This window comes from Psychrobacter cibarius, assembly GCF_904845955.1.
Taxonomy (GTDB): domain Bacteria; phylum Pseudomonadota; class Gammaproteobacteria; order Pseudomonadales; family Moraxellaceae; genus Psychrobacter; species Psychrobacter cibarius_B.
Map to the genome: position 1 here is coordinate 719,451 of NZ_CAJGYX010000001.1, position 20,270 is coordinate 739,720.

Genomic DNA, 20,270 nt, shown 5'->3' on the forward strand with positions numbered 1-20,270 from the left:
TTGATTCATTCGCTTTGACTGGTTGTTATTGTGTTGATGATTGAGTAATCGTCAGCTCAGTCATTAAGCACAACGAAGCGTCTGCTGCCTTGCTTGGTTTTACTGAACTTGGCTAATAGCTCAGGATGCACTTTGATAACGGCTTTGCTATCTAGACCAATACTGTCTTTCGAGCGCTTCCAAGAGATCGCCCCTTTATCAAACACAGCGACCTCATTATCGGCAATCAGTGTTTGCAGCTGATGCTTCACTTGGTCATGGCGTTCTTCTAGCTCCTGCATGTAGTCACGGTAGCTCAGCAATTGCTCAAACAGCTTGTTAGCACCGTCATCATCCGTTAGATCAACCTTGCTTGATGGCTTAGCCGTTGGGTACAGCTGCTTTAATGCCCGAGCTGCGGATTCAGAATGATCAGGGGTTGGTGGTGTGTCTGCTACTACGTATTGCCAAAACAGACGCTCATGCTCCATGATGGACTCAATCAAGCGCTCATCACGCTCAACCTTGTATATCTTGGCTTCATGTCCACACAGCAGCACACAGATGTGCGCAGCCTGTTTGCTTGTGACTGCCAACTGATGCTGTACTTGGCACGTCACATACAAAGGTACACCATGCTTCCAGAGCTTGGCACCATGTTCACCAGCGGTCTTACACTCTAAAATCTGTACCTCGTCATTGCCAGTGATGGCATAGTCTAGGTTAGCCAGCATAAAGGCTTTGTCAGGATCATGATGCTGCAAGATGGCATTGACGCGGCGTACCTTATTGCCAGTATGCTCTTGATAGTATTTAGCCACCATCGGCTCTAAGGTATTGCCCCAGTAGAGTGGCGAATATCCTTCAATACTCTCATCGATGTCTGATGTCATACGTCCTGTTTTAATCATCCATAGCTCAAGCATCGACAAATACGGATGAATGCCACAAGCAGCAGCGGCATCCGAGCTGCCAATGCCTTGCTTGCGAACTTCAAGCCACTTCTCATGGCTTAGGCCTTTGGTATTGATGAGGCGCTTAGCCGTTACCGAATAACTAGCGGACGGCTTGACTGGTTTATGCTTCGCTTTGGGTATCTCTTCTATAACAGTTTTAGCATTCAGGTTTGCTTTAGCCTTAACGGTTGCACGCTTAGTTTGTCTTGGCTGAATGCTGGTGTTTAATGCGATCATATTCATGATGAATTCCTTCGATAAATTTATTATTGGTAGTAAGTGAAATAACAGGCATAAAAAAACCACGCCCTCAAGCGTGGTTTGATTGGTTAAACTTACTAGTAGAATCTAGGCAATCAGTGCAAAGGCTTCCTCTAGGCTCTTGTCTTTCAGCTTTGCCCCTGCACCAAACCAAGCAGAATCTAGTCTGTGATCCGTTGACATCGCTCTACGCTCATGATCAACAAATTCCGTCATCGCGCATAGCAGTCCATAAGCGGTATCACGAGCCGCATCAAGGTCTGCACCGCGACCTTGACCGTTAAACATGCTCATCACCTGATTCATGGCTTTGGCATTAGGCACCACATCCTTCTCTTTCTTAGCGCTGTTAAATAAAATGATGTCATTATCCTGATCGTTGAACACACGGTTCAGATAATTGGCCGCTTGTGCCTGAGTGACACGGCGCTGAGTGAGCTGCTTCATCTGATACATATGCTCATCCCACTGCTTAACAGAGATGCCCAATTGCTGCTTGACTCTGTCGCCGTCAAATGAGGTGCTGTGTGGTACTTTCACTACATTACCGCCTCCACTAGCTAAGCTAATCGCAAGGGTGTTATTACACACCACACGGATAGAGGTAAACTGCGCTGTGGTCGCCAGAGTCCCGTCACAAGCCGTTGCAAGAAGCAAGTACCCATTACTAACATCACCGCCCTTAAGCGTTGCTGACTGGCCTGTACGGGCCAATGCCCACATCTTACGACCACCCTTTAAGACACCAGCCGTCTCAAGCTCAAAGTCTGATTGCTCGGTAAGATCGCGATAGAATTCTAATATCTCTCGCGGTTGTACTTCTTGATAGCGCTGACTGACAACACTAAGTGGTTCTAGCGTGTCAGAGCGATACAATACTTTATTGTTATCAAAGGGTAGGATGAGGTTTTGACCTTTATCATTGTTTGCCATGTAGCTGACGTCTTATGATTCGATACGCCAGTCCATACCAGCCTCGCGTGCCCAGACCTCGATAGGTTGATTCTTAGGTAATTGATTACCGAGACCATGCCAAGGGGTCTCGCCAACGTAAGCCATGTTTTCGATTAAATGTGCCATGATAGTATTTCCTATATTGATCAGTGAGGTTAAGGTTTAAACAAACGGATAGAGTGCTGTGAAGACTTTGTTGCAGCCTTCACAGCGATAAGCCTTTTGAGTTAAGAGTAATGACCCACGATTAGATTTAAGGTATTGGACAGCAACAATAAGCGTCATGCTAAGCACCACTTTGATAAGCGGATGCAAGCTAAGCAGATGCAAGCTAAGCGACTGGCATAGCTTGCAAACATCATGCTCAGGTATAGCAATAGCAAAGCTCAATCGTTGATCAACAGCTTGCTGATCAGTATTATCAGTTGATTCGCAAACAGAAGACGCGTGACAGTACGGACAATCTACTTTCATAAGAACTCCTTTTATTAACGGCATAAAAAAGGTCTGCACGAGGCAGACCTTTAATGGTTAGAAGGGACAAGCATTCAGACAGTAATGCTCAATCTCACGTAAGTAGTATGTATTTGAAATTAGTTAGCTATTAACTATTCATAGCATTACTCAACTAGCAGAAATAGTGCCACGACCAAAGCTACGCATGTTCGGCAGCCATGCCTTTAGGCGTTGCTCATACTTCTCAGGCCTTGTTAAATACAAAGCTGCATTAATAGCGTTTTTCACCTCTAAGTTATTATTTCCATGAATCCTACCAATACCAAGTATACCTAGCCGCTCGTACATCCGTTTTTGTTCTATAGTATTACAGTTAAAGTAGCTGCCTAGACCTTCTGTAATCTCAACCCAGTGCTTACCAACGACATCCCCTAAGAACCAATCTTGCTGACGCTTATCACCATTATAGAGTAGTAATAAATGGCAATGTATACCACCATTATCAACCCCTTGCTCTATGGCCCACGCATAACCTCTTAAATGTTTAAAACACCCTCTCTTTCGTCCAAGATCATCTCTTAAATCAGTCATAAAATTATTAAAAGCGTCAACACTCACTTTGTTTGCAAACTCTGACTTGATTTTAAGATCGACCCTAACAATGAGTAGACGTGCGTATTTATCTAAAAAATACTTTATATACTCAAGAAGTGATTGGCTATTACGCTGTTCCTGAAAAGCAAAGTCAGTCCTAGCAGCAGCGAATTCAGTATGGTAAAAACCAAGTGCAGTCAAAAAATTTTGTGTCATACCCTCATTCCAAATCACTTCGTTAGGATAGTTATTTCCACATACTAGATAACAACTACCCATAAACCATTTGATCGAATTGGCATAAACCAATTCGTCATCAAAGTTTAATGCCATTAGTTCATAGTAACTATTCAGCTGCTGGCTTATTTGCTGGTTACTGATTTGAATGTTAGGAGTGAGTATATCGCTTACCAGTTTATCGACCTTGGCGACGACGTAGTCGTGCCCTAAAATTGCGTTCATCATTTTATATTGCCTAAAGTTATGAATTCATAAACTAAGGCAACTAGATATTTTCTTACTGACGTTGCTTGGTGAGGCCAAACAACTCAAGAATAGAGAACAGTATATTAATAATATTATTTACCGGATTGGCAGTCTGTGAGGGAACATGCTACTGCATACTGGAGGGATACGATGTGCCTGCCTATACCAAGTTCCGTCAGTTGGGGAGTTGCGTAATGTACGTATAAGCTTGCTGGACTAGCAAGCAAGCTTCATCAAACTAACAAAATAGGCTAACACTAAGAAAATAACGCCTAATTAACTAACTTAAGCTAGAAATTGCTTACTATAAAATTACTCTTATATTAGTATAAAACTGTTAATTATTATGGTATATATGCTATTTCAGTTACTATTTTAGTATATCGATTATTTTTTTGAATTCTGTTTAAGGTTGATTTATATGTTAAAGGGCAAGCGTTCAACTGTTACTCCTAGAGCTTCACAAAGAGTAGTCAATTTTGTGCTTTATCAGTTGAATATAGACTACGAGGATGTGGCTTTTCCTAATACTGTCGAATATCTTGATGCCTATATTTTAGATAAACAGAAAGTAACTCAGATGATAACCACTCAGCCATATCTCATACCTAGATCATTTTTACTTCCAGAAGAATCTATACATTGGTTAGCATCAGATTTGAGAGCTTCTATATGGTTTTATGCTTATATGTCAGTCGAGGAAAAGAATTTTAATCTGAGCATGTGTGAATATGGTGATTTTCAAAAAGATTTACTTTTGAGTATAGACTGCTCACTTTTTGACCAAAGACCTTTAAACAGGAGCAACTGGAGTTTCGATTTGAGAAAAAAGAAATATACTTTAAATTACGCAAAAGCTTTATATTCTGACTTTAAAACTAAGGTCAAACATTTGAATTGGCTTGACCCTACTGACGAGAAACAGATCCAATGGGCTGTAGATTACTTAGAAGAAAAGGGGCTTCTAGTTCAACCTGTTACATTTATACCAACTACAACTAGAGATTTATATACTCAAGTCTGCGCTTCATTAGATATGCTTGACTTATTTGAAAAGTCTAGCTATTTAAATAAGGAGTATATCGACTCGGAAAAGAAAAAGATTGTTGCTATTGAAGAAGTACCAAAAGAGAAAAATATAAGATACGCAAAAATGCTTTTTGGTCAAAATGTTGGAACTGAAAAAGAACTTCTAGATGATGATGCCGTCGCCATTGATGAAGCTAATGAACCTGAAGTTGAGACGAAATCAGCTGAATTGCAATTTCATATAAATCAACAACTGTCTCCGTTCGAACGAGTTTATAATATTACTGACTTTAAGAAGCAAGCGCTAAAGAGCATGCGAAATGCTTGGAATCAAAAGACATCTAGAGATAAGGAAGATAAAAAACGTCTTCCTGATTTTAAACTGCCTCATGGGTACAATAAGAAACTGGATAAAATTGCAGAAGCCTATGGCGAGAATGCAATAGATTCCTCGAAACAGATTTTAGATAAGGAGTACAATGTTGTTGTACTCCTTAAATAGTACAACCTGTTCTTAGAAGTTCTGAAATTAGTGAATTACAATAGAATTAGCCAGTTAGAGGAAACTATTGAGTTCATACTAAGATTTATCATTTGCTGTGAAAATATAATCTTAAGTGTACTGGCAAGTATACCAACATTAAGAATATAGATAATAATTATAAAAATCAGTACCTTGAAATCAATATACTGTTCCGGCTCCGGGTACCATTATATTAAAAGGCTTCCAAGCAATTGGAAGCCTTTTTCTTATTGTGCATTTTCTCTTATTAAACTAATTTTTTTCCACTATTTAGACAATTTACTAGTAATGAACTGCTAGCTTTACTGTTAAACGTCCTTCTCACGTTTAGGGTAATAAGCTATATCAATTGTATATAATCAATAGTTAGCCACATCCTATTATCCCATTCTGAAAAGGCAAACCTTGTGTCGTAATAAAAAATAGATAGAACGATCCTAACATGATAAAAAAAGCAGCCACTTTCATAGTACTTAACGGCCTATTGGTGACACTAGCCAGCGCAAGCATTAATTTGGAATCCGTGAGCATAAATAAACACAGTGCCTGCATAAAGATAGCCTTTAATAATTGCTCATAGATTAAAGGACCGCGAGTTTGTTCAACAAACAGCAGAATCGATATATAGTCAATCCCACTTAAAAATGTTATAAACTAATTATCAAATTCAATTGTTATTATAAAGACCATGACTTACTCGCTAGATTTTCGCAAACAAGTACTAAAAAGCTTAGACGAGGGTATGACCTTTGCCGAGGCAGCTGAGTTTTATAATCTGAGCCCAACCACCATACAAAACTGGAAGCGGCGTGTTCATAGTAAAACAACCAGGCAAACCAAACCCTATAAAATACCAGATGATGTGCTACTTAATGATGTCAAAGAACATCCCGACGATTACCAGTATGAGCGAGCACGTCGTCTAAACTGTAGTAAAACAGGCATTCATCATGCCCTAAAGCGCCTAGGCATCAGTCAAAAAAAAGACCTTAAAGCATCCAAAAGCGTGTCCGATCAAAAGAGCGATATATCACAGTAAGCTTAATAGCTTTACGCAGCAAGGCTATCCCATCGTTTATATGGATGAAAGTGGCTTTGAGGCTGAAACTATTCGTCCTTATGGCTATGCACCGATTGGTAAGCCTTGTATCGATAGCTACAACTGGCAAGGTAAAAAGCGAACCAACGTTATCGGTGCTCTATATGAAAAGATGCTGTTTGCACTAGATTACTTTGAGACAAACATCAACAGCATCGTTTTCTATCACTGGTGCAAACACAAGCTAATCCCAAGTCTTAAAACCAAATGCGTGATTGTCATGGATAATGCCAGATTTCATAAGAGCAAACGCATTCAAAAGCTACTGAACAGGCACGGTCATCGTATTCTATGGCTGCCGCCGTACAGCCCTGATTTGAACCCTATTGAGAAGAAATGGGCTCAGGTGAAGTTTCTACGCCAAGGCTGGATGGAAAACGACTTATCCAAATTGTTTTATGATGTTTGTCCTAAACATAACAATTTTATTTTGAGCTGACTATATCTACGATGATCATAGTGAAAAAGGCATGTTTAACAGAGCTATTTAAATACGCATTTCCATTGTGTCGTTGGTAAACTTTGAGTCGCCTGGCTCTTTTCCTTTTTATATAACTCGTGGTAGGTTGAATAGTCATCGGGTTGGTTGCGTTAAAATACCAAATGGTTTCCCACCTTCCTTTAGTCATGTCTGGCATGATGTCTTCTGCTTGAAAATGTTGCAACTCCTGACTGGCAGGTGACCACCAATATCCTGTCTGCGGACAAGGCTGATTTGCCTCACAACGTGAAGATTCCAGTACTACACTATTGCCACCACCACTATCCGCGATACGCTCAACGAGCATCCAAGTAACAGGAGCTCTACCGACAGCGTGTGTCGTATCAGGGTCATAACCGACATTAGCTTCATTTGCTAACATGCCATCCAATAGCACTTGAGCACTGGCATCTGCTCGATTTGGTACATAAATGCCAGCGACAGGGACGACTTCATCTACCTTAACGCTATATTGTTGGTTGAGACTATAGATAGGCCATGATTCAGGCGCATTGAGCGCTCCTCTTGATTCAATGCTATAATTTTCTATTAAGTCGTATAAACACCAACCAAAATAACTGGTTATTCCCATGTTAAAAGCGCATAAGCTTGCCTCTCTTTCCCATTTTTCATAATCAAGTTGTTGCTGCTCAGGCATCCAATCGATATCATAATCCATACTGATAGCCCGAAAATCACTCTCAACATTACCGCCATATCTTATTGCCGCTAGATCCCCTTTTAACAGCTCTTGATAACCAACATTTAAGCTGTCTAGAGTATCACGCAGGTTTGGCAATACCCGTTCGCCCCAGACGATATCAGGCTGTCTATTGATAGGACGTGTACGGTAATCAAACGGTAAATCATTGACAAACAGCTCAAGCGCCTGCTCAGCAGCTTCTAACATAGTTGCAAAGGCATCGCGCATCTCTTTAAAATAAGCGGGTGAGCTGTAGCGTTCTAATAAGTAAATCTCTTGCGGTCTGATGATGTAGTTGTTCATTTTTAGCGGTTCTCATACTGCTTAATAGAGGTTGGCTGATAAGTTTTTATCTAAGCAATCACCAGCATCACATACAATATCGACCCAATAAACCATATCGCATTGATCGCAATTCCTGAATACCATTTCCGCTTAACGGCTTGATTTTGGTTTGCAAAAGCTGCTTGGCGCTCTGCTGTGACAGGCAAGATGTTATATGGGTTGTTTTGACCATCCCACATAAGCCGTCGCTGAACTTCCGGATGTAGTGCAGGATTGGCACTGGATTGATAGATGTTGCCTTCGGCAAGGTCTAAAAAGCTAACTGTACAGGCGCGTAGCCAGCCCATGATAGTGACTTCATGGCGTAGTCCTGTTAAGCCTTTGTTTTTCTTCTCTTGAGCAATATCGGCACAGGCGAGTAGCGATGTGCTGATATCTGTTGGACACGCGTGGGCATATCGTGGATCAAGCGGTAGCTCGTCTGCGGGACGTTCCATATAGGTACGGATAAACGTCCACTGGTCATAAGGGCTGAGTTGCATGTCTTCAAGGTTGATATTTTGAATGGCTTGGTTAGTGTTAGGGTCAATCACATGCAGGTTTAGGGCTTCAAAGACAACACCCTTGTTACGTCTGACTGAGGCGACAATATCCTTGTAATTAATCAGATGAAAGATAGGGTCTTGTTTGCGATTGTGCTCATAATAAGCAATTTGTTGGGTCTGTTTTAATAATACGACTTTGTTTGAATAAGACTTTTTATTTTTAAATTGCTTGTATGCTATGTACGGTAAAAATCCAAACATTAAAAAGTTTAAAATAATAATAAAAAAAGCTAAGAAATAATAAAATATAGACCCATCTTTAATAACTGCCATAACCATAGCTGTCATCAAAAAGAACGACTGCCCAAACAACCAACTAAAACAATAAGCCATTAAAAAACCAACCAATTGATGCGAGTTAATAATCGGGTGAAACAATAGATAATCTGGATTTACCTCATGCACATCACGGCTAAGTTTTTCTATACTGGGTATTTTTTCTCGATACGCAGGTATGCTCCCTTCCCAAGGTTTACTTAGTAGCTTTTCGATGGGATGGGTATTGTTAGGAGGATTGTAAATCATTATTTTTTTTGCAACCTTTCTTTAGTAGCTATTATTATCCAAATAGCTTACGTCTTTTAGAGGGTATGGCGGATTGCGACTGGTATCGGGCGTATAGGTCACAATCACTTTTGCGTTATTGATATTCTGCGGTTCAAACTTTAATAACTGCGTATCAATGATAAACTGAGGTTCCGATTCTTTTTCAGCCTCTTTTTTTGTCACTATAGGCAATAATCTCTCAAGAGCTGATGATTTGATATTACCCGCAGCAGGTTCATCACTGGCAGAATTATAGAATGTCGCTTTATATAGGTTTTGCTCTCTGCCACCTTTATCAGCAACCACCTCTATAGTCAGTTGACTTGCTTTGTCCCAATTCCCAATGTGAACCGCCCCGACTATAACGGAGAGTGATTTACTTGAGTCAGGCAGCCATGCCTGACAGGATTAAATTATCATAATACCGCTTTTCAAACTCAAAGGGTGACACATAACCAATCGTGCTATGCAGTCGTATTTTATTAAACCAATCCACCCATTCAAGGGTTGCCAGTTCAACATCATTGATACCAGTCCAGTTCTCCTTTAAATAGTCAATTACCTCAGATTTATAGAGTCCATTGACCGTTTCAGCCAGTGCATTATCGTATGAATCACCAGTCGTGCCGACAGAAGCGATGATACCAGAGTCACACATTTTGTCAGTATAGCGAATGGATAAGTACTGAACCCCTCGATCGCTGTGATGAATCACATCTTTGGGATGGTTCCTATCTGCTATCGCCTGATTTAGCGCAGCCATAACCATATCGGTATTCATGCGATTAGATACTTTCCAACCGACAATACTACGGGCAAACACGTCAATAATAAAAGCGGTATATACCCAGCCGCTAGTTGTTTTTATATAGGTGAAGTCAGCTACCCAAAGCTGATTGGGTTGACGTGCATTAAAGTTACGATTGACTAGGTCATCAGCGCGCTTTTGGTCGTCACGGCTGTTGGTGGTAATCTTGCTTTTGCCACGCCAGACACCTTGCATACCATACTGCTTCATTAAACGCTCTACGGTACACCGAGCAACCTTTAACCCGTCAGCTTTCATCTGCTGCCAGACTTTGCGCGCACCGTAACGGCACTTGCTGTCCCGCCAAATACGTTTAATCTCACCGATGTAATAGGCGTCATGCTGACTGCGCAGTGAACGCTTGTGTGGGTTGTCGCTTAAGGCTTGAACACGATAATAAGTTGACGGGGCAATCGGTAGGACTCTACAGATCAGCTCGACCCCATAAAGGTGTTTATTGTCGTCGATGAAGTGAATCATGATTTTAGTCAGCGGTCGAGCTCCGCCTGGGCGAAAAAAGCCGCAGCCTTCCTGATGATTTCATTAGCTTGCTTAAGTTCTTTATTCTCGCGTTCAAGCTCTTTGATGCGTTCTTTATCACTTTGCGCTTGCACTGAGGCAGGAATGGTTTGATCGATGTGCTTTTTATGCCATGAGCGCAGGGTTTCAGGCGTGCAGCCAATCTTAGGGGCGATGGCTTGAATCGCTGACCAGGTAGAGGGGTAGTCGCCTGCCGCTTCAATGAGCATGCGAACGGCGCGTTCTTTAATCTCAGGAGTGTAGGTTTGTCTTTTCATTGTCGTATTCTCTCAGAATGTTGAGTCTCCGACAATCCCGGGGCGGTTCAAAGGCATCGCGCATTTCTTTAAAGTAAGCGGGTGAGCTATAGCGCTCCAATAAGTAAATCTCTTGCGGTCGTATGATGTAGTTATTCATTTTTTATTGATTCTCGTACTGTCTAATCGACGTTGGCTAATCAATTTTTATCTAAGCAATTACCAACATCACATACAATATCGACCCAATAAACCATGTCGCATTCACGGCGATACCTGAATACCATTTCAGCTTTACCGCTTGGTTTTGGTTTGCAAAAGCGGCTTGACGCTCTGCTGTGACAGGCAGAATGTTATACGGATTGTTTTGCCCATCCCACATAAGCCGTCGCTGAACTTCTGGATGTAGTGCAGGATTGGCACTCGATTGATAGATATTGCCTTCGGCCAAGTCTAAGTAACTGACGGTACAAGCGCGCAACCAACCCATAAAGGTCACTTCATGTTGTAGTCCAGTCAGACCCTTGTCTTTTTTCTCTTGAGCAATATCGGCACAGGCGAGTAGCGATGTGCTGATATCTGTTGGACACGCGTGGGCATATCGTGGGTCAAGCGGTAGCTCGTCTGCGGGACGCTCCATATAGGTACGGATAAACGTCCATTGGTCGTAAGGGCTAAGTTGCATATCTTCGAGATTAATACTTTGGATGGTTTGGTTGGTTTTAGGATCAATCACATGCAGGTTCAAGGCTTCAAAAACGACGCCGTTGTTACGTCTGACTGAGGCGACAATATCTTTATAATTAATTAAATGAAAAACAGGCGCTTGCTTACGATTATGCTCATAATAGGCAATTTGTTGGGTCTGTTTTAACAATACTATTTTATTATAATGGGATTTTTTGTTTTTAAACTGTTTATATGCTATATACGGTAGTAATCCAAACATTAAAATAGACAATAGCTGTACGATAATTAAGAAAACAGCTATCCAATCAAAATCGCTTTTAAATAAAATGTCATAAAAAATAACAACTGAAATAAATAAAGTTTGCCCAAACAACCAACTAAAGCAATAAGCCATCAAAAATCCAACCAATTGATATGAGTTAATAATGGGGTGAAACAGTAGGTAGTCTGGGTTTACCTCATGCATATCACGGCTCAGCTTCTCTACGCTGGCTTTTTTTTCTCGATACGCAGGTATGCTCCCTTCCCAAGGTTTACTTAGTAGCTTTTCGATGGGATGGGTATTGTTAGGAGGATTGTAAATCATTATTTTTTTGCAACCTTTCTTTAGTAGCTATTATTATCCAAGTAGCTTACGTCTTTTAGAGGGTATGGCGGATTGCGACTGGTATCGGGCGTATAGGTCACAATCACTTTTGCGTTATTGATATTCTGCGGTTCAAACTTTAATAACTGCGTATCAATGATAAACTGAGGTTCCGATTCTTTTTCAGCCTCTTTTTTTGTCACTATAGGCAATAATCTCTCAAGAGCTGATGATTTGATATTACCCGCAGCAGGTTCATCACTGGCAGAATTATAGAGTGTCGCTTTATATAGGTTTTGCTCTCTGCCACCTTTATCAGCAACCACCTCTATAGTCAGTTGACTTGCTTTGTCCCAGTTTCCAATGTGAATCTGACTTTCAAATAATGTCAAATGCTCTTTTACAATCTCAAGGATTGGCGGAAGTCTTATCTCACTGTTTGTGCTTATTTCGTGCTCCACAGGTACATTACCTCGAAAGGTTTGCAAACGATTATTAGCTAAGAAAAAGGTACAAGCCGTGATAAAGCCACTAATGTCTTGCTCCAAAATATTGAAAGGCGACTTTGACTGAAACGGATTAATTAAATAATAATCTTGTCCTCGCATAGCTTTATGACCAAACACGCTGTTGTCTAACCTGTATTCTATCAATGTATTGTTTTTATCATCAAACTTATAGGCTAGGCGCTGAAAAGTATAGCTTAGAGTCATACCGACAAACATAATCGCTAATAGTGGTAGCGCAGGTAATGCGGCGGCTGGCGATGCTATCGCTAATAAGCCTAGATTGAATCCAGCATAGGCTGAGGCACTTATTGAAACAGCGGCTAGTCCTGTTAAACCAGTTGAAAGTCTATTCCCATCACTAAACTTACGATAACCGTAAATTGCTAAGCTTCCTACCTCAAATGTCGCTCCTACTACGCCTATCCACCCTGCGCGATAGACAAGCCTGTTTGCAAAACTGGTTCTGCCAAACACGCTAGCTCCCGATGCCGCCACATCCATACTCGCCGTGACTAGTGCAAGTCCAGAGCTGATAGTACCTAATTGCTCTTGCGTTAGCCGTAGCGGGTCGCCTGCGTATTTTAATCTGGCGATCGCTGGTACACTGGCGATCACTGCATTTAACTGGAAATATGCAATGAAAGCCGATACTCCTCCTGTCGCACCCGTCGCTATATTCTTGATGTTATTGTGCCACTCAATACCCCTTGCAGCTAATGCATCAGCATCCAGCTGATCAAGATCAATAGGCTTTTGACCATCATTGAGCTGGCTCAACTCACTTATACCTTTACCTGTTGCAAGGGCTTTATCAACATATGGTAAGACCCACTTTTCAGCCTGCTGTAGATTATCGATCTGTGGCGTACGCACAATTGTAGTGTCAGTGACAGCTTCTACGACATTCTTAGCACCATCTTTAGCTCGTCTGGCGCTATTATTAATCCTATCGATCCATGACTTCGGCAATACTGCACCCATAGCAAAGTTTGCAAAACTGACAATCGTGTCTGCTGTAGCAGTTACCTCTTTTCGGATAACTGTCAATCCTGAATGACCATATACACTAAGCTCTAGTGCTTTATACAAATTTCTGAATGCTTTTGGATCATAAAAACTCAATGCTAATAAATTTTGACTCAGTGTCTGAATCAATTTATCTTTATTGATAGCAGCGCTTCGATTACTGTTGACTGTTATCTTATTTAATGTCGCAGCACTAACCCCTTCTACCGTATAGCCTATTCCAGTACCTACTGCTTCAGAAGCTCTATCTTTCTTGCTAAAGTCATAAATAATCTCGACCAGCTCCTTATCCAAACCGCCAAGCGCTTTAAATAGCCAGTTTTGATTGATTTTGATGCTACTATTGATCTGAGGCAATAATACATTTTTAAATTCCTCTTCAGTAGCAGTGTCACTTTTTGGTGCAGTAGATTCAAAAGCATCAAGCATGCTTTGTGGAATACCAATATTACTATCATCAATACCACAGCCTGCAATACAAGAAGCAATCATTGCCTCAAAATCTTTAGCAGTCTGTTCATCGTGAACAAGCTCAATATCAAAGTCAGTTTCTATAATAAATTTGAATTCTTCATTAGTAATTGCTTTAATAAATTCTTTACGAGCATTAACAATTTTCTTTTTAAGATCAATTATTTTTTTGGAAGATTGTAGGTAAGACTCATAACTGCTCTTATCGATATGCTTAAATATCAAATCATCTGGGTCAGTATCTGAGAACCCTATATTTAACAAAGTACCAAGATAGTCGTTTTTACCTGCGTTAAAAAATTTCTTATCCTTAAACTCCGTTGTCTTAATACTTGCCTTTTCAAGATTTTTTATGATTAAAGCGTTAATAGTTTTACGAATATAATCATTATCTTCTGATAGTTCACTAAGCTGGCTAAGTAAATAATTCCGTTTTTCTGCCGCAGCTAGTACTTCGCCTACGGGATCGTGCAAGGCAACCATCATAGGTTTGACATCCTTTAGGATGTTCAAATCTTTTTGATCAGCTTCTTTGTATAACTTACCATCTTCAATATCCTCGTAGCCCTTATTTGCATAGTCTTCAATATCACTTATCTTATCATTAATACTTCTTTCCATACTTTTGTATAGCTGAAGGGCAGAACGCCAACTACCTTGAACGCCTTCTTTTCCATCTTTTTCATATATTGTGATTTTATCATCGATAGCACCGCCCTGCTCTAGCTGTTTTCGTTGATGAAAGCTATTTATATAATCTATTTCAGGTGAAAAGAAGGATATCCCATCAGTATTATTATTACCTGTTAGTTCATCAGCAACGAACTGTTGCATACGCTTATTGCGTAATGCTGCATCATAAAAGTATTTTTTTAGAGTTGCTTTACTTAGCTTGGCATGACTGACCATGAGCCATACTACCTCACCTGGCTCTAAGGTAATATATTTACTATCTAACGTACTATGCTCGTCTTTTTCACAGAGAGCTGGCTGTACCATTTCATCGAGTTCATCGTCAGGCTCATCTATATTTGTTACCTCTATTTTATTAGTATCAGCTTTGATATCTTCTTCGCCTTTCACTCTAAAGTCATTTTCGTTGTATGTTTTGATATACCTTAGTGCACCATCTTTACCAGTAAATACCTCTCTAATCGACCATATAGAACTTCCATACATATTAATTCTTTTAGATATGTAATATAAATAGGCCTGTGTAGGTAGGCTCGCAATAGCATCATGTTTGGCTGACTTTGAAGACAACCCATCCCCAAAATAACGCTTGTCATTACCGTTTACTCTATAATCATCCCGACTAAATACCACAGGTAAAATAGGTATGCCTATATCTCCACATCCGTACCGACATGAATCCCTAGTTGCAGTTACAACGATTTCATCTAGTGTGATAGACGGCAAGCCACCTTCACTTTCTGGTGTTGACTCTACAGGTCTTTCTGGTCTTTCTGGTCTTTCTGGTACATCTAGTACATCTGCTACCTCGTCATTCATTCCTAGAGCACTTTTTATAAAACCCCCAATACTCATGCCTGTACTCCTTTATCTTTAATTCGCTCTAAGCTTTTAACAATATTATTAACGGCTTGCTGCTGCGTGACTTGACGCTGCGCCATCAGTAGAGCTTGGCTTATGATAATGTCATAAACCCGATCATTTATGACTATTTGCCCTTTTAGTTGCCTTTTTATCATATTCATCCATTCTATTTGCTCAAGCAACTGCCACTGCTGTTGACTAAACCGAAAGGGTAGCGGCTTAAGCTGCCCTAACGTTTTTTGAATATTAGCAGCTGGATATACCTCATTTGGCGTAGGTAGAGTCAATACAGTCATCTCATTATTCCAATCAACATAATAAATGTGAGATAAGCCCAACTGATATATTTGCAGCTTTTGTGGGGCTGTCCAAATATAGGTTAATAGCGCTAACACTCTAGGATCCCAGTAGCGCAAATAGCGACGCTTATTTGTCCCTATTCCATATGCCTGTCCTATCAGATATATACTATGTGTAAGCGTTTCTGTGATTGGTTGATCAAATAGCCATAGACAGACGCTACGCGAATGCGGATAACCAGATATATCATGGGTGTTTTCATATAGTGCCAATGCCAGTAGCTGCTCGAGTAGCCGTTGACCTGTACTACTATCAAGTGACATCTTAATAAGTGCCAAATCATCGCTAAAGCTATGATGAATGCGTTTGATGCGCTCAAATGGCAAATCTATGCCGCAGTCTAATAAGTCAAAGACAGCTGTACCGTAAATATTTAGATCAATAAGAACTGTCAGCGTTTGATATTGATTGTCAGAGACTGTTAGATATAAAGCCTTAAGTTGCTTTTGATAATCGTCAGTCGCTTGAATATCATCGAGAAACTCTACTTTTGGTATTAGCATACCTAAACCGCTCCACCTTTATTGCCAGCACTACCTGTAGTGGCATAATAAACTTGGACAGCGCATAAGAGGTTTATACTAACCCAAAGAAGGAAAATAGTATGACCACCAAACGCAATCAATATACCCGAGAATTCAAATTAGAAGCCATTAGCTTAGTCACTGATCACAACCGCACCATACCTGATGTGGCCGATTCCTTAGGGATAGGTAAATCCACCTTGCAGAAATGGCTGAGTCAGTACCGTCAAGAAATAAATGGCGAAGCACCTAAGGTTGGCAACGCTTTAACGGATGAACAGCGAGAGCTTCAAGAATTGCGCAAACAAGTTAAGCGGCTGACTATGGAACGTGACATTCTAAAAAAGGCTTCCGCTCTGCTAGCCTTGGACAGCCTGAACGGCTATCGCTAATCAGTCAGCTTGCAGAGCAAGACAAACAGGTCAATAAAAGCCTTCTGTGCAAGCTGTTTGGCGTGATGAAGAGCAGCTACTATTATAGACTAAAGCCCAAGCCAATTAGCCTTAACACTGTCAAAACCAAAGCCTTAATACGCCAAATATTTAACGACTCGAAGCAATCAGCAGGCGCTCGCAGCATTGCCGCCATACTAATGAATGAGCATAACATTAAGCTGTCACGTTATGTGGTAGGTAAGCTTATGGCGCAGATGAGGCTTAAAAGCTGTCAATTGAAGACGCACAAATACAAGCACGCTGACGAGGCACATAAAACACATAAAAATATTTTAAATAGAGACTTTAGCCCATCAGCGCCCAATCAAGTCTGGACGGGTGATGTCACTTATATTCGCATTAAAGGCGGCTGGTGCTATTTAGCTGTCGTTTTAGATTTATATGCTCGGCGTGTGGTGGGATTTGCTGTATCAGATTCGCCTGACAGTATGCTGACAACCAAAGCGCTGCAGATGGCATATGAGACGCGCCTAAAACCAAGTAATGTGCTGTTTCACTCTGATCAGGGAACCCATTACACCAGTAAGAAGTTTGCTGAATCCTTAGCAAGTTGTAATGGTATGACGCAAAGTATGAGCCGTCGCGGAAACTGTTGGGATAATGCTCCAACCGAACGATTCTTTAGAAGCTTTAAAACAGAATGGATGCCAAAAGGTGGTTATGAGAATATCGCTGAGGCTAAAAGCGCCATTGCTGATTATATCTGGCGCTATTATCAAACCGTGAGACCGCATACTTTCAACAATTATTTAACACCGCTAGAAAAAGAGAAACGCTACTTTAATAAAAACCTCTTATCAGGTGTCCTAAATTAGTTGACCACTACAACCAGTCTTGGCAGCACAGTCGGCAAGCTCGTCTTGCGGCATAGTAATCGTTGGACTACTTTCACCCCCACTGCCCCAATCCACCTTACTCGCTTTATAGCCCACTTGACTTGGCGTGATAAACGTCACATTACCACCCGATATCTCAATGCCACTACCTGCGGCTTTCAGCGTTAGCGTATCAGGCGCGATAATCTCAATACTATCTCGGCTATGGAGTCGCAGTACTTGCTCGCTATCTAAACGCATCTCGTTCTGATGTGCTTGTATGGTCACATCGCCATGAGCGGCGGTATGAGTTTGGGCTTTATTGCTGTAGTAGTGAATATCCCCTGCCACCAATTGATTCATCTGGGTTTGACTGTGTTGATGGGTGTTGTCTGTCGCATGGCTGTGCACGCTTTGGGTACTGGTATGCTGACTGTGTTGTCCGCTTAATAGTGCGAGATGACGCTGGGAGTCGATCAGTAGATGTGCTTGTTGCCATTGACCTGCTTCGTTTAAGGTTGCGTCATTAGTGTCTTCGCTAAATTGGGCAAATAGGGTTTGCGCATCTTCTTTACTGTTGCTCTTATTATTGCTGCTGCCCTCTAGTCCCACTGCCTGATGAGTCTCGGCAAGCTGCGCGTAGGCTTGCTGATGCTGATCGGCAGTTTGTAGCTTACCGTGACTATCATGACTCATATGAGAGTTTGATGAAGGGTCTGCTTGCTGACTACTGATATGTAAGCCTGTTCCGCCTTGCACATTGGCGGCGGCTTGGGTCTCTAAACTGATACCTTGTCCTCGGGCTTGTCCTCGGGTGTGGTCGGTATGCTGATACAGATGACCAATGGTTAGGCTGCTTTGATAGCTGCTGCTATAGACGTTAATCTGTGGACTATTTGGATGGGTGTCAAACATTAGTTGATTGTGGCCATTCGCTAGACTGTCTTTGGTCGCGTCGCCTGTGCGACTGCTATCGATACTTTGAGTCTTAATGCCATCTATGGGATAAGTATGGCTTTGATTGATAAACCAAGCGGGACTGGTGGCGTCAATAGTGTCGGTATCACTGACGATACTATTATGCTGAGCATCAGTATTGCCTTGGCCGTTATGGGTGCTGCCAATGATGATGGGATGAGTAATGTCACCGCCGATGAAGTCGATCAGAACATGTTGCCCATGACGTAGCGGATGGGTCTGTCCCATGTGATCGGCGACGAGGTGGCTGGCGATGGGTATCCAGTGTGCGCTATCGTCACCTTCGCTTTGCCAGTGATATCTAATATGGGCACGGTGATTGCGGTCATGAGTGATGGCGCTGCTATCGGTGTCTATGACACTGGCGCTCATCAGACCTGACAGACTCGGATGAGGTTGTCCAAGTGTAGCAAGCTGTTCACCATATGGGATGTGATAGTGGTGCGGAAACGGTAGGTAGCAGGCATTGATATGATGGACGTTGTCGTCATTGTCGTCATCATTGTCATGAATGGCATGGTCGGTATTTGGCTGTAAGGTAATAGGATCAAAAGGTGCTACCCCCAACCAATCTGCTGGAATATGATTATTAATATGCTGATGAATAGACACTAGACTGATGGGATCGGTTAAATAAGGATTACCATCGATATAGTGGCTACTTGGCAAACTCAGATGACGGATGTTACCGGTTAGGCTGCCTAGATTGGCACGCTGCTGTTGGTTCTGCTGGTAGCGGGTGGCGAGCTTATCGAGACTGTCATCATCAAAACGGCTATGACTGTGCATAAAGCGCTGATGCGTGCTGTTTGATGAGTCGATCGGTTGCTCGCTACTGCTACTGCCGGTATAGGTACTCATCAAGCGACTGTCATAACGATGTAGGTCGCTTTGCTGAGTATGCTGAGCAATACGCGGACGAATGGCAGTAATGCGGTCTTGTCTATCAGCAAGGTTGGCAGGGTTTTGACTGAGGATGCTTTGAATGTCGTTTGCGTCTGGACGCAATTCTTCTCCATCACTAGGTAGTAAGACTAGGGTATGTTTGTCTGCTTCGTGACGGTAATAGCCTGTGATGCCATAGAGAGCAAGGTATTGGGTTAGATAAGCCAGATCGGTTTGGTTGTATTGGACGCTGTGCTGAATATGATAGTTGCTGTCATCACTGAGACGCTCGTCAATCTCAACGTTCATATCGTACGGGCTGATGATTTGAGTAATGAGTTCGCTTAGACTGAGATGATGATGACGGCGGTTATGACTAGATAAGCGTAATTGGTTGAGGGCAGGTTCGCAGATAATACGATAAGCGGCCATGCCACTGTTACTACCCAGAGCAACGACTTCAGTAATGATACCGTGGCGAGTTTGGCTTGGCAGTAGCGTGTCGCCCGTATGCCAATGTATCGAGAGACTTTGCCCTAGCCATTGCTTGATATCCAGTCCTGCTCGTGGATGCAGTAGAGTAATGCTAATACGGTAGCCGCAATAGAGGGCGAGCTGGCGCTGCTGATAAGACTGCGCTCGTTGGTCGTGATGATACGGGCTTGGATAAGCGTCAGGCGTTGGCATAAGAGCGGGCTTACTCCAAACGCTGTCGGGCAATGGCATGCCAAGTAAGCTTTCAACCAAGTCAGCCTGTTGAATGAGACTGGTGGCAATATCAGGATGGGCACTACTCAGTTGCACATGCCGCTTTGTTTGAGTCCATACCATGATAAGCCCTTTTTTATCAGTCCAAAGGTGGAAAGTTTAATA

The 20,270-nt window shown here is 41.8% G+C and carries 16 protein-coding genes, 1 pseudogene and 1 other annotated feature; of the genes and pseudogenes, 5 read left to right on the forward strand and 12 right to left on the reverse strand.

What is annotated here, in order from left to right; translation table 11 throughout:
- Window positions 1-56: 56 nt before the first annotated feature.
- The 4 genes and pseudogenes from JMV76_RS02840 to JMV76_RS02855 form a co-directional block, all read right to left on the reverse strand.
- Window positions 57-1,178: a YqaJ viral recombinase family nuclease gene (locus JMV76_RS02840; protein ID WP_201501535.1), complete on the reverse strand. Its 1,122-nt coding sequence runs from the start codon at window positions 1,176-1,178 to the stop codon at window positions 57-59.
- Between the two features lie 105 nt (window positions 1,179-1,283).
- A pseudogene (locus JMV76_RS02845) lies at window positions 1,284-2,276 on the reverse strand (DUF932 domain-containing protein).
- Window positions 2,277-2,312: 36 nt separating this feature from the next.
- Window positions 2,313-2,624: a hypothetical protein gene (locus JMV76_RS02850; RefSeq protein ID WP_201501536.1), complete on the reverse strand. Its 312-nt coding sequence runs from the start codon at window positions 2,622-2,624 to the stop codon at window positions 2,313-2,315.
- Window positions 2,625-2,774: 150 nt separating this feature from the next.
- Window positions 2,775-3,665 carry a YagK/YfjJ domain-containing protein gene (locus JMV76_RS02855; protein ID WP_201501537.1) on the reverse strand — a complete coding sequence of 297 codons (891 nt, stop codon included), beginning with the start codon at window positions 3,663-3,665 and terminating at the stop codon, window positions 2,775-2,777.
- Between the two features lie 442 nt (window positions 3,666-4,107).
- Here JMV76_RS02855 and JMV76_RS02860 point away from each other — a divergent pair, with 442 nt between their 5' ends.
- From JMV76_RS02860 to JMV76_RS02870, 3 genes are all read left to right on the forward strand, one after another.
- On the forward strand, window positions 4,108-5,217 hold the full coding sequence (locus tag JMV76_RS02860; RefSeq protein ID WP_201501538.1) for a hypothetical protein: 1,110 nt from the start codon (window positions 4,108-4,110) through the stop codon (window positions 5,215-5,217).
- A gap of 709 nt (window positions 5,218-5,926) precedes the next feature.
- Window positions 5,927-6,277 carry an IS630 transposase-related protein gene (locus JMV76_RS02865; protein ID WP_201501539.1) on the forward strand — a complete coding sequence of 117 codons (351 nt, stop codon included), beginning with the start codon at window positions 5,927-5,929 and terminating at the stop codon, window positions 6,275-6,277.
- Window positions 6,264-6,776 carry an IS630 family transposase gene (locus tag JMV76_RS02870; protein ID WP_265090268.1) on the forward strand — a complete coding sequence of 171 codons (513 nt, stop codon included), beginning with the start codon at window positions 6,264-6,266 and terminating at the stop codon, window positions 6,774-6,776. Before JMV76_RS02865 ends, JMV76_RS02870 begins: the two co-directional genes overlap by 14 nt.
- On the opposite strand, the gene JMV76_RS02875 is transcribed toward JMV76_RS02870, so the two are convergent.
- From JMV76_RS02875 to JMV76_RS02905, 7 genes are all read right to left on the reverse strand, one after another.
- Window positions 6,763-7,824, reverse strand: a complete 1,062-nt coding sequence (locus JMV76_RS02875; protein WP_201501540.1) for a hypothetical protein — start codon at window positions 7,822-7,824, stop codon at window positions 6,763-6,765. The genes JMV76_RS02870 and JMV76_RS02875 overlap by 14 nt on opposite strands.
- Before the next feature lie 50 nt (window positions 7,825-7,874).
- Entirely contained in the window at window positions 7,875-8,936 is a 1,062-nt protein-coding gene (locus JMV76_RS02880) for a DUF6708 domain-containing protein (protein ID WP_201501541.1), read from the reverse strand.
- A 21-nt stretch (window positions 8,937-8,957) separates the two neighbouring features.
- Window positions 8,958-9,263, reverse strand: coding sequence for a hypothetical protein (locus JMV76_RS02885; RefSeq protein WP_201501542.1), 306 nt, complete (start codon window positions 9,261-9,263; stop codon window positions 8,958-8,960).
- 79 nt (window positions 9,264-9,342) lie between these two features.
- Window positions 9,343-10,562, reverse strand: a protein-coding gene (locus JMV76_RS02890) for an IS3 family transposase (RefSeq protein ID WP_193837136.1) whose coding sequence is annotated in 2 segments (ribosomal slippage) — window positions 9,343-10,286 and window positions 10,286-10,562 — 1,221 coding nt in all. Because the reading frame shifts where the segments join, the coding sequence is not laid out codon by codon here.
- Window positions 10,171-10,287, reverse strand: a sequence feature (AL1L pseudoknot). (Overlaps the previous gene by 117 nt.)
- Before the next feature lie 190 nt (window positions 10,563-10,752).
- Window positions 10,753-11,817 carry a DUF2304 domain-containing protein gene (locus tag JMV76_RS02895; RefSeq protein ID WP_201501544.1) on the reverse strand — a complete coding sequence of 355 codons (1,065 nt, stop codon included), beginning with the start codon at window positions 11,815-11,817 and terminating at the stop codon, window positions 10,753-10,755.
- A gap of 20 nt (window positions 11,818-11,837) precedes the next feature.
- A complete protein-coding gene (locus JMV76_RS02900; RefSeq protein ID WP_201501545.1) occupies window positions 11,838-15,371 on the reverse strand; it encodes a toxin VasX in 3,534 nt (1,177 codons plus the stop codon).
- The gene (locus JMV76_RS02905; RefSeq protein WP_055124373.1) at window positions 15,368-16,243 is read right to left on the reverse strand and encodes a hypothetical protein; all 876 of its coding nucleotides are present in this window, start codon (window positions 16,241-16,243) and stop codon (window positions 15,368-15,370) included. Before JMV76_RS02905 ends, JMV76_RS02900 begins: the two co-directional genes overlap by 4 nt.
- 101 nt (window positions 16,244-16,344) lie before the next feature.
- On the opposite strand from JMV76_RS02905, the gene JMV76_RS02910 reads away from it, so the two are divergent.
- Window positions 16,345-16,656 (forward strand): transposase, encoded by a 312-nt coding sequence (locus JMV76_RS02910; protein ID WP_201501546.1) that lies wholly within the window; start codon window positions 16,345-16,347, stop codon window positions 16,654-16,656.
- Between the two features lie 44 nt (window positions 16,657-16,700).
- Window positions 16,701-17,534 (forward strand): IS3 family transposase, encoded by an 834-nt coding sequence (locus tag JMV76_RS02915; RefSeq protein WP_265090078.1) that lies wholly within the window; start codon window positions 16,701-16,703, stop codon window positions 17,532-17,534.
- On the opposite strand, the gene JMV76_RS02920 is transcribed toward JMV76_RS02915, so the two are convergent.
- Complete coding sequence (locus tag JMV76_RS02920) at window positions 17,526-20,228, reverse strand: type VI secretion system Vgr family protein (RefSeq protein ID WP_201501547.1); 2,703 nt, start codon at window positions 20,226-20,228, stop codon at window positions 17,526-17,528. The two genes, JMV76_RS02915 and JMV76_RS02920, sit on opposite strands and share 9 nt — an antisense overlap.
- Window positions 20,229-20,270: the final 42 nt, after the last annotated feature.

Excerpts from the sequence above, each read along its gene's own strand:
- JMV76_RS02865 (WP_201501539.1), top strand. The coding sequence starts at position 5,927 with ATGACTTACTCGCTAGATTTTCGCAAACAAGTACTAAAAAGCTTAGAC.
- JMV76_RS02920 (WP_201501547.1), bottom strand. The coding sequence starts at position 20,228 with ATGGTATGGACTCAAACAAAGCGGCATGTGCAACTGAGTAGTGCCCAT.
- JMV76_RS02900 (WP_201501545.1), bottom strand. The coding sequence starts at position 15,371 with ATGAGTATTGGGGGTTTTATAAAAAGTGCTCTAGGAATGAATGACGAG.
- JMV76_RS02860 (WP_201501538.1), top strand. The coding sequence starts at position 4,108 with ATGTTAAAGGGCAAGCGTTCAACTGTTACTCCTAGAGCTTCACAAAGA.
- JMV76_RS02840 (WP_201501535.1), bottom strand. The coding sequence starts at position 1,178 with ATGAATATGATCGCATTAAACACCAGCATTCAGCCAAGACAAACTAAG.
- JMV76_RS02880 (WP_201501541.1), bottom strand. The coding sequence starts at position 8,936 with ATGATTTACAATCCTCCTAACAATACCCATCCCATCGAAAAGCTACTA.
- JMV76_RS02850 (WP_201501536.1), bottom strand. The coding sequence starts at position 2,624 with ATGAAAGTAGATTGTCCGTACTGTCACGCGTCTTCTGTTTGCGAATCA.
- JMV76_RS02905 (WP_055124373.1), bottom strand. The coding sequence starts at position 16,243 with ATGCTAATACCAAAAGTAGAGTTTCTCGATGATATTCAAGCGACTGAC.
- JMV76_RS02875 (WP_201501540.1), bottom strand. The coding sequence starts at position 7,824 with ATGAACAACTACATCATCAGACCGCAAGAGATTTACTTATTAGAACGC.
- JMV76_RS02895 (WP_201501544.1), bottom strand. The coding sequence starts at position 11,817 with ATGATTTACAATCCTCCTAACAATACCCATCCCATCGAAAAGCTACTA.
- JMV76_RS02910 (WP_201501546.1), top strand. The coding sequence starts at position 16,345 with ATGACCACCAAACGCAATCAATATACCCGAGAATTCAAATTAGAAGCC.
- JMV76_RS02855 (WP_201501537.1), bottom strand. The coding sequence starts at position 3,665 with ATGATGAACGCAATTTTAGGGCACGACTACGTCGTCGCCAAGGTCGAT.